This window comes from Dietzia sp. KRD202 (assembly GCF_017168155.1).
GTDB classification, from domain to species: Bacteria; Actinomycetota; Actinomycetes; order Mycobacteriales; family Mycobacteriaceae; genus Dietzia; species Dietzia kunjamensis.
This window is the reverse complement of the sequence record NZ_JABFAN010000018.1, coordinates 251,935-261,474: the sequence shown is the minus strand read 5'-3', so window position 1 is coordinate 261,474 and position 9,540 is coordinate 251,935. Positions and strand designations below refer to the sequence as shown.

At 72.5% G+C, this 9,540-nt stretch carries 9 protein-coding genes and 1 pseudogene; 2 read left to right on the top strand and 8 right to left on the bottom strand.

Going from position 1 to position 9,540, the window contains the following annotated elements; translation table 11 throughout:
• Window positions 1-35: 35 nt before the first annotated feature.
• The 5 genes from J1M64_RS15090 to clpS all read right to left on the bottom strand — a co-directional run bounded on the left by J1M64_RS15090 (window position 36) and on the right by clpS (window position 3,403).
• Entirely contained in the window at window positions 36-815 is a 780-nt protein-coding gene (locus tag J1M64_RS15090; protein WP_206474613.1) for an MBL fold metallo-hydrolase, read from the bottom strand.
• A gap of 73 nt (window positions 816-888) precedes the next feature.
• Complete coding sequence (murI, locus tag J1M64_RS15085; protein WP_206474612.1) at window positions 889-1,704, bottom strand: glutamate racemase; 816 nt, start codon at window positions 1,702-1,704, stop codon at window positions 889-891.
• Entirely contained in the window at window positions 1,701-2,393 is a 693-nt protein-coding gene (locus J1M64_RS15080) for a rhomboid family intramembrane serine protease (protein ID WP_067719902.1), read from the bottom strand. Before J1M64_RS15080 ends, murI begins: the two co-directional genes overlap by 4 nt.
• A 40-nt stretch (window positions 2,394-2,433) precedes the next feature.
• A complete protein-coding gene (locus tag J1M64_RS15075) occupies window positions 2,434-3,054 on the bottom strand; it encodes a DUF2017 domain-containing protein (RefSeq protein WP_120286378.1) in 621 nt (206 codons plus the stop codon).
• 4 nt (window positions 3,055-3,058) lie between these two features.
• The gene (gene clpS, locus J1M64_RS15070; RefSeq protein WP_067719971.1) at window positions 3,059-3,403 is read right to left on the bottom strand and encodes an ATP-dependent Clp protease adapter ClpS; all 345 of its coding nucleotides are present in this window, start codon (window positions 3,401-3,403) and stop codon (window positions 3,059-3,061) included.
• 53 nt (window positions 3,404-3,456) lie between these two features.
• On the opposite strand from clpS, the gene J1M64_RS15065 reads away from it, so the two are divergent.
• Together J1M64_RS15065 and J1M64_RS15060 are read left to right on the top strand one after the other, a co-directional pair.
• Window positions 3,457-4,806 carry a nicotinate phosphoribosyltransferase gene (locus tag J1M64_RS15065; RefSeq protein WP_067719906.1) on the top strand — a complete coding sequence of 450 codons (1,350 nt, stop codon included), beginning with the start codon at window positions 3,457-3,459 and terminating at the stop codon, window positions 4,804-4,806.
• Between the two features lie 136 nt (window positions 4,807-4,942).
• Window positions 4,943-7,051: an ATP-dependent DNA helicase gene (locus J1M64_RS15060; protein ID WP_067719908.1), complete on the top strand. Its 2,109-nt coding sequence runs from the start codon at window positions 4,943-4,945 to the stop codon at window positions 7,049-7,051.
• Between the two features lie 19 nt (window positions 7,052-7,070).
• Here the strand turns inward: J1M64_RS15060 and J1M64_RS15055 are convergent, their stop codons facing one another.
• From J1M64_RS15055 to J1M64_RS15045, 3 genes and pseudogenes are all read right to left on the bottom strand, one after another.
• Complete coding sequence (locus J1M64_RS15055; RefSeq protein ID WP_067719974.1) at window positions 7,071-7,820, bottom strand: peptidyl-tRNA hydrolase; 750 nt, start codon at window positions 7,818-7,820, stop codon at window positions 7,071-7,073.
• A gap of 47 nt (window positions 7,821-7,867) precedes the next feature.
• Entirely contained in the window at window positions 7,868-9,097 is a 1,230-nt protein-coding gene (gene serB, locus J1M64_RS15050) for a phosphoserine phosphatase SerB (RefSeq protein ID WP_067719911.1), read from the bottom strand.
• A gap of 132 nt (window positions 9,098-9,229) precedes the next feature.
• Window positions 9,230-9,540: pseudogene (locus tag J1M64_RS15045) on the bottom strand (cytochrome ubiquinol oxidase subunit I); the annotation flags it as partial.

The window sequence follows — 9,540 nt, the reverse complement described above, 5'->3', positions numbered from 1 at the left end:
CGGCCGGGAGGGGTCGGGGGGTGCCGGCCCGCCACCTAGACCGTGATCCGCAGATCCGGCTCCGCCAGCAGGATCTCCCCGCCGAACTCGACGGCCGCCTCCGCGCGGACCGCCTCGCGGTCCACCCACGGCGGGATGTGGGTCAGCACGAGACGACCCACGTCGGCGCGGTGAGCGGTCAGGCCCGCCTCCGCCCCCGACATGTGGATGCCCGGCGGGCGCCCCTCCTCGTGCGTCCAGGACGCCTCACAGAGCAGGACGTCCGCGCCGACCGCCAGCTCGACCAGGGCGTCGCAATAGGCGGTGTCCCCGCTGTACGCCAGGACCCGGCCGCTACGGGAGGTCAGGCGCATTCCGTACGACTCCGGAGGATGCTCCACCCGGTCGGCCCGCACGCTCAGGGCCACCTCGTCGTCGTCGCCCCTCATCTCCACCTCGGGCGCGACGTCCCACGTGGCCACGTCGAACGTGTCCGACAGGTCGTCGACCGTCCCCGGCTCCTCCGCCGACGCCACCCCGATCCGGTAGGCCGTCCCGGACGGCCCGACCAGCGGCACGCGGCCCGCGCCCTTCGCACCGGGGCCGAAGCGCCGCAGGACCAACAGACTCGGGACATCCAGGCAGTGGTCGGCGTGGAGGTGGGACAGCAGGACGGTCGCGTCCTCGGGGGCCACGTGTCGTTGCAGTGCGCCGAGGACACCGGGCCCCATGTCGATCACCACGGGGGCGAGACCGTCGACCTCGACCAGATACCCGGACGCCGGCGAGGTGGGTCCACCGATACTTCCCGAGCACCCGAGGACAGTCAGAAACATGGGCACCATCGTGCCACGCCGCACCGCGTGTCGTGGTGTTCGCGGTTGTGCCCGCGATGCGTGTCACCGTCCATCAGTCCGACTCCGCCCGCCCGACGGTCACCAGACCGGGGCCGAGGAACCGTGACGCCACCCGGCGGAAGGCGTCGGGATCACCGGTGACGAGGTACTCGTGGGTCGCCGGCTCGGCCGCATCGTGTGGCCTCAACAGGTCCTGCGCGGTGAGTACCCGCAGCACGTCCTTGGCGGTCTCCTCCGCGCTCGAGACCAGCGTGACGTGGTCCCCCGCCGCCAACTGCACCACACCGGACAGCAACGGGTAATGGGTGCACCCCAGCACCAGGGTGTCGACGTCGGCGTCGCGGATCGGGGCGAGATACCCCTCCGCCAACCCGAGCACCTGACGGCCACTGGTGATGCCGCGCTCGACGAACTCGACGAACTTCGGACACGCCACCGACGTCAGCTCGATCCCGACGGCCGCGGCCACCGCGTCGTCGTACGCCCGCGACGCCACTGTCGCGCGGGTGGCGATGACCCCGATCCGGCCCGAGCGGGTGGTGGCCACCGCGCGCCGGGCCGCCGGCTGGATGACCTCCACGACCGGTACCGGGTAGCGCTCGCGGGCGTCGCGGAGCATCGCCGCCGACGCCGTGTTGCACGCGATCACCAACACCTTGACCCCGCGGTCGACGAGTTGGTCCGCCACCGCGAGGGCGTGCGCCCGGACCTCGGCCAGCGGCAACGGACCGTACGGCCCGTTGGCGGTGTCACCGACGTAGACCACCGACTCGTCGGGTAGCTGGTCCACGATCGCCCGGGCCACCGTCAGACCGCCGGCGCCGGAGTCGAACACCCCGATGGGAGCCTGCGGGTCGGGGTGCGTCACCTCCGCGGTCCGGCGGACCACCGCGGCTGCGTGGCGAGCTGCCGCTGCTGCGGTTTCCGGTCGCGCTTGAGGCCGTACGCCGACGCCACGCCGCCGATCGCGCCCCCGAGATGACCCTGCCAGGACACCCCGTCCAGCATCGGCGACAGGCCCGCCAGCGCCTCGAGCCCGTAGTAGAAGCCGATGACCAGTCCGATCACCAGGTGCAGGATGCGCCGGGAGAAGAAGCCCCGGACGATGACGTAGAAGATGTAGCCGAACACGATCCCGGAGGCCCCGATGTGGACGGTCCCGGTGCCGCCGAGCAACCAGGACACCACTCCCGAGATCAGCCACGACACGAGGGTGACGCCGACCAGCGGTCGGATCCCGGACAGGGCGATGATCGACCCCAGCACGAGCAGTGCGATCGAGTTACCGATCAGGTGCGCCCAGTCCCCGTGCAGCAACGGCTGGAACACGATGCCGAGGAGCCCGTCCGTCGCCAGCGGCTGGACCCCGTAGCCGTCGAGCACCTGGGGCTCCCCGGTGACCCGCAGCAACACCTGGTCCGCCGCCTCGACCACCCACATCAGGGCGACGAACGACCACAGCAGGACCAGGGCCGGCCAGCGCCGCGGTCCCGGGTCCGCCGGGCGGGTCGGTCCGGCGCCGGTACCCGGCCACGGCGAACGGGGGTCTCGGTTCACGATGTTCTCCTCACAGCCCGTCGTCTCACAGCCCGTCGTCTCACTGCCCGTCCAGGGCCGTGCACAGGGAGTCCTGCATGAAGGTCAGCCAGTGGTACACGTCCAACTGGGCGGACCGGGGGTCATCGTCGGGCACGTACTCGGGGATATCGGTGGCGGCGACCCCGTCGGACGAGCCCGCCTCCAGCAGGACCGCGCCCAGCCCCAGTCGCACATCATTGAGACACCGCATCCACGAGTTCGCCTGCTCGAGGGTCAGCGACACCGTCCCGCCCCGCGACGGCAACGAACGCAACACCACGCCCGCGCAGCCGAGTTTCGCGTCGATGATCGCCGGCTCGTGGATCATCCGCATGCCCGAGTTGTGGGCCCGCGCGACGGCCGCACCGTCCGTGTCGGACCCGTCCGCACGGTCGGCCGCCTCAGGGCGGTGGAAGTCCGGCAACAACCGCGCCAGGGGCGCCTCGGCGGGCACCTGCGAGTGGCCACTGCGCATCCCCGTGATCTCGGCCAGCTCATCGCGCGGGGCGGAGTCCCGGCGCTGTTCGAGCATGTCCACCACGTTGGAGACCAGGGCGTGCAGGATCTGCACCTCATGGTTCTCCATGACCGACTTGATGCGCGCCCCACCGAGGGACGCCTTGCGCTGCCACGCCTTCACCGCCTCACGCATCCCGCTGCATCGTGGCCCACAGTCCGGCCTCCTGCAGCTTGCGGACGTCGTTCTCGACCTTGTCGCGGCTGCCGGACGACACCACCGCCCGACCGTCGTTGTGGACCTTGAGCATCAGGCCATGCGCCTTCTCCCTGCTGTAGCCGAACACCCGCTGGAACACGTACGTCACGTAACTCATCAGGTTCACCGGGTCGTCCCAGACCACGGTGAGCCAGGGGCTGTCCACCCCACCGTCGAGGTCCGCGTCCGTGGACTCCACGGGCGCGGCCGACGGCATCGCCATCACCGGGGCGGTGCTCCGGACGGCCGCAAGCGGTGTCGTCACAGGGTGCATGGAACCCAGGATACGGGTTCCCGCCGGGTAGGCCACGCCGTAGAGTCGCCCCCGTGACCCCGCCGACTCCCTCCCATGTCACGCCCCCCACCGGGCGACCGTCCACCGCCCTGCTCACGGACAAGTACGAGCTCACTATGATCCGGGCGGCCCTGGCGGACGGCACCGCCGACCGGCCGTGTGTGTTCGAGGTCTTCGCCCGACGCCTGCCCTCCGGCCGTCGGTACGGGGTGGTCGGAGGCACCGGTCGGCTCCTCGAACGCGTGGCGGACTTCCGGTTCGACGACGAGGAGATCGAGGCGCTGTCGGATTCGCTCGACGAGCGGACCACCGACTGGCTCCGCGACTTCCGCTTCACGGGTGACGTCGACGGCTACGCGGAGGGCGAACTGTTCTTCCCCGGCTCGCCCGTGCTGAGCATCCGGGGCGGGTTCGCGGAGTGCGTCGTACTCGAGACCCTGGTCCTGTCCGTGCTCAACCACGACAGCGCGATCGCCTCCGCCGCCGCGCGGATGACCTCCGCGGCGTACGGCCGCCCCATCATCGAGATGGGGTCCCGCCGCACACACGAGGAAGCAGCGGTCGCCGCGGCCCGGGCCGCCTACCTCACCGGGTTCGACTCCACCTCCAACGTGGAGGCGACGCGCCGGCACGGCGTGCCCTCCGCCGGGACGTCCGCCCACTCGTTCACCCTGCTGCACACCGGCCCGCAGGGTCCGGACGAGGCGGCCGCCTTCCGCTCGCAGGTGAAGACCCTCGGTGTGGACACCACCCTCCTGGTGGACACCTACGACATCGCGACGGGCGTGGCGACGGCGATCGAGGTCGCCGGGCACGGACTCGGCGGCGTCCGTATCGACTCCGGCGACCTGGGGGTGCTCGCCCGGCAGGTCCGCAGCCAGCTGGATGCCCTCGGCGCCCGCAACACCCGGATCGTGGTCTCCGGGGACCTCGACGAGTACGCGATCGCCGCTCTGCGCGCTGAGCCGGTCGACGTGTACGGCGTCGGCACCCGGCTCGTGACCGGCTCGGGCGCCCCGACCGCCGGCATGGTCTACAAACTCGTCGAGGTCGACGGGATCCCCGTGGCCAAACGCTCCGCACAGAAGGAGTCCCTGCCCGGAGCCAAGCGCGCGGTCCGCCACCACCGCCGCTCGGGCACCGCCGTCGAGGAGTTGCTGCTGCCGTGGTCCGGGGACGCCCCCGAGGAGCCCGGTCTCGAGACGCGCGATCTCATGGTCCCGCTGATCCGGGGCGGCGAGACCGTCCCCGGGCTCCCGACCCTCGAGCAGTCACGCGCCCACCACGCCGCCGTGATGGTGTCCCTGCCGTGGGAGGGGCTCGCGCTGAGTCAGGGCGACCCCGCCATCCCCGTGAGGGTCATCCCCCCGGCCACCCGCTGAGCGGAGCTGTCGGTCGTCCGCCGACGCATCCGGGTGGGCCTCGAGCCGACCGGGTCTGCCCCCGAGCCGGCCAGGTCTGCCCCCGAGCCGCCCGGCGGCCCGGGCCACTGTCCGGTGCGGCCGCTAGGGTATCCGCGTGACCGACTCGCTCCCCCCCGTCTCCGACCTGCTCGCCACCGCGGTCGCGGGCCTGGGCGGCAGCGAACGCACGGGCCAGGTGACGATGGCCGAGGCCGTGGGCAACGCCCTGGCGACGGGGGAGCACCTCGCAGTCCAGGCCGGGACGGGCACCGGTAAGTCCCTGGCCTACCTGGTGCCGGCGCTGCGCCACGCCGTGGCCACCGGGAACACCGTGGTGGTCTCCACCGCGACCATCGCGCTGCAGAACCAGCTGGTCGACCGCGACCTGCCGCGGCTGTCCAAGGCGCTCCGCCCGGAACTCGGCGTGAGTCCCTCCCACGCGATCCTCAAGGGCCGGGGCAACTACCTGTGCCTGCACCGGGTGAGCTCGGGGCCGGTCGACGAGGCCGACCCGGAGGAGGTGGAGACCGAGGAACTGTTCGACCTGCCCCTCGGCGGCGAGTCCACGGCCGCGCGCACCCCACGTGAGGCCACCCCCCGGGACACCGGCCCGAGCTCGTGGCTGGGCCGCGAGATCGCCCGCCTGCACGACTGGGCGCAGGACACCGACACCGGCGACCGCGACGACCTGCCCCGCGGTGTCTCCGACGCGGCGTGGCGGCAGGTGTCGGTGACCAGTCGCGAGTGTCTGGGGCAGGTCTGCCCCGAGTTCTCCGAGTGCTTCGCCGAACTGGCACGCCAGGAGGCCGGCCGCGCCGACGTGGTGGTGACCAACCACGCGCTGCTCGCGATCGACGCCATGACCGATGTCTCCGTGCTGCCCGAACACGACGCGGTGGTGATCGACGAGGCCCACGAGCTGTCCGACCGGGTGACCGGCGTGACCACCGCCGAACTCACCGGCGCGGCCGTGATCCAGGCCGCGCGCCGGGCGGCGAAGCTCGTCGACCAGCAGACCGCGGACCGCATGGTCGCCGCCGGGGAGGGTCTCGCCACGCTGCTGGAGATCTGTCCCGAGGCGCGATGGGACCTCATGCCCGAGGGCGCGGACCTCGCGCTGGCCGCTGTCCGCCACACCGCCGAGAACTGTCGCAGCGCGGTCCCGGGTCCCAAGCCCGGAGAGGCCGCCGGTGACCCACAGGGTGCCTCCGACCGTCAGAAGACCCTCGCCGCGCTGGACGAGATCGCCGACGCCGCAGACCGCATCCTCTCCTCGTTCGAGCGGCCGGTCACCGAGCGCCTAGAGATCGTATGGATGAGCGTGGAGGAACGACGAGGACGGATCCTGCGCGTCGCTCCCCTGTCCGTCGCCGGGCTCCTGCGTGCCCGCCTGTTCGCCGAGTCCACGGTGATCCTCACCTCCGCGACCCTCACCACGGGCGGGAAGTTCGACGGGCTCGCCGCCACCTGGGGACTGCCGCCCGCCTCGTCGGCACGCCCGGACACCGCGAGCGCGGTGTCGCTCGAACCGCCCTCCGACGACGACGCGAGCGCCCTGCGGTGGACGGGCCTCGACGCGGGATCCCCGTTCGACTACCGGCGCAACGGCATCCTCTACGTGGCAGCTCACCTCCCCGCGCCCGGCCGGGAGGGCCCGTCGCCCGCGGCCGAGGAGGAACTGGTCGATCTCATCACCGCCGCCGGGGGCCGCACGCTCGGACTGTTCTCGTCGATGCGCGCGGCGAAGGCCGCCGCCGAACTGCTCCGCGAACGACTCGACACCCCCGTCCTCTGCCAGGGCGAGGACTCCACGGCCAACCTCGTCGCGACGTTCGCCGACGACGAGGAGACGACCCTCGTGGGCACCCTGTCGCTGTGGCAGGGCGTCGACGTCCCGGGACGGACCCTGTCGCTGGTCGTGATCGACCGCATCCCGTTCCCCCGTCCCGATGATCCGCTGCTCTCGGCGCGTCAGCGTGCGGTGGCGGCCCGCGGGGGGAACGGGTTCCTCGCCGTCGCCGGTAACCACGCCGCCCTCCTGCTCGCACAGGGCGTGGGCCGGCTGCTCCGCCGCACCGAGGACCGCGGCGTGGTGGCGGTGCTCGACTCCCGTCTGGTCACCGCGCGGTACGGCGGATACCTACGCGCTTCGCTGCCGCCGTTCTGGCAGACCACCGACAAGGACGTCGTGACCGGCGCCCTGGAGCGCTTGCGCGACGCCTGAACGCTCCCCGGGGCGCCGCTCAGGCGTCGACGGCGATGACCGTGAGCGACCCCGGCGCCACCTCGGTGTAGCCGGCGTCCACCACCGCGGCGACTCCCGGTGTCCCGGCGGCCACCGCCTCGGCCAGGTCCTGCCACCGGGAGGGATCGGCTTCGCGGACGGCGACCGGGAGCCCGTCGGCCAACCAGCGATCGAGACGATCGCGTTCCATCGCGGCGATGAGCAGCATGACCCCGTGGCCGACCTGCGCCGCCGCCTTTCCCGTCGACATCTCGAGCGCACCGTCGATCCACACCACCGGCGTCCCCTCGGGCGGCGCGCCGGGCTCGTCACGCTCAAGGTCGGTGCCGCCGATCTGCAGCCTGGCCAGCCGCGGGTCCACCTCGTCCACCGGGCCGGGGACGAACGCCCTCGCGGCGGCGCCGTCGATCTCCCGGGTCACCCCGGGGACCTCGAGCGAGGCCCGCCACTGGGCGCCGCGGGCACGTCGGGCGATCTTGCGCATCCGGGCGTCCAACCACGCGGCGTAGGCCTCGTGCCACGGCCCTCCCGGCGCGACCCGTTCGTCGAGGCACAGCGCCGCGACCGCGCCGGCCACCGACTCGAGCAGCGGGGTCCGGGCCGGAGGGTCCGCCTTGGGCAGGTGCAGCACGATCGGCATCGACCGAACGGTCGCACGATCCTCGGGGTCCTCCGCGCCGGCCGAGCCCGCCCGGAGCCGGGCGTGGCACCAGTCGAGTGCGGCGCCGGTCGCCGGGCCGCCGATCACGGGCCCACCGGTCTCGGGACCGCCCTCCCCCGCCCCGGGCGTGCCGGTCACGTCAGGGGGACGCGGCGGTACGTGCCGGCGGCGGTGTCCGCGGCCTCGATCTCGTCGCGGGTGATCCCCAGCACGAACAGAACGGTGTCGAGGAACGGCTTGGACAATGACGCGTCCGCCACCTCGCGGAGGGCGGGCTTGGCGCAGAACGCGATTCCCAGCCCGGCGGTGGTGAGCATGTCGATGTCGTTGGCACCGTCACCGACCGCGACGGTCTGGCTCAGCGAGATACCGACCTCGTCGGCGAACTCGCGGAGGTAGGCGGCCTTCGCCTCGCGGTCCACCACCTCGCCGACCACCCGGCCGGTGAGCGTGCCGTCCACGATCTCGAGGGTGTTGGCGCGGGCGAAGTCGAGTCCCAGCTCCTCGGCGAGGCCGGAGATCACCTGGATGAAGCCGCCGGAGACCACCCCGCAGCGGATCCCCAGCCGCTTGAGCGTGCGGATGGTGGTGCGGGCCCCGGGCGTGAGCACGATGCTCGAGGCGACCTCGTCCAGCACGGTGGCGGGCAGACCTGCCAGCGTCGCGACACGCTCGTGCAGGGACTGGGCGAAGTCGAGCTCTCCGCGCATGGCACGCTCCGTGACGGCCCGGACCTCGTCCTCCTTGCCCGCGTGCGCGGCGAGCATCTCGATCACCTCGCCCTGGACGAGGGTGGAGTCCACATCGAACACCACCAGTCGCTTGGACCGACGGCCGAGCCCGGCCCGGTCCACCGAGATGTCGACGCCGTGGGCGTCCGAGAGGGGGGCGAGGGTCTCGCGCAGGCGGGCATCGTCGGCCGAGTCCCGGCCGGCGGTGGACACGTGCAACTCGATACCGGTGACCGGGTAGTCGGCGATCCCGCGGATCGTGTCGATGTTCGCGCCGATGGAGGCCAGCGAGCCGGCGACGGCCGAGAACGCGGAGGCCGGGACGGGGCTGCCGAGAATCACGACCGCGTGCGTCGAGGGCGGGGCCGCGGGGGCGATGTCGTCGAACTGGACCTCGAGTTGCATCCCGAGGTCGTGGACCTGCTCGGTGAGCTCCCGCACGACGGTGACCACATCGGCGCCGTCGTCCACCCGGACCATGAGCCCCAGGGACAGATGGCCGTTGACGACGACCTGCTCCACGTCGACCAGATCGGCGTGGTGGGACGCGAGGACGGACATCACCCGCGCGGTTACGCCCGGGCGGTCGGGCCCGGTGACGGTGAGGAGAGCCGGGGTGCCGGTGGTGCTCACATGTACTCCTGACAGGTGATCGGGGAGGGCGGTGCTGATGTTGCGGGGCCTGACAAGCGGAAACCCCGCCGGTGGACGAGCCGCCGACGGGGTTCCCGGGACCTACGCCCGTGGGTGAGTACGGGCGGGCGATCAGCCCTTCTGCGGGGATGGTCCCCGGTCGGCCACATCCTTGGCCGAGTCCGGGTCCTGTGCCTTGCGACGGCCCCCGACGTGGGCCTCCGCCCGCATCCGCTCGCTCATGTGCGGGTAGTGCAGCTCGAACGCGGGGCGCTCGGAGCGGATCCGGGGCAGCGTCACGAAGTTGTGGCGCGGAGGCGGGCACGAGGTCGCCCACTCGAGGGAGTTGCCCGCGCCCCACGGGTCGTCGACCGTGACGATCTCCCCGTAGCGCCAGCTCTTGATGATGTTCCAGATGAACGGCAGCATCGCGATGCCGAGGA

Bases quoted from the DNA above. Each gene is read 5' to 3' on its own strand.
- clpS (WP_067719971.1), bottom strand. From the start codon at position 3,403: ATGCACCCTGTGACGACACCGCTTGCGGCCGTCCGGAGCACCGCCCCG.
- J1M64_RS15090 (WP_206474613.1), bottom strand. From the start codon at position 815: ATGTTTCTGACTGTCCTCGGGTGCTCGGGAAGTATCGGTGGACCCACC.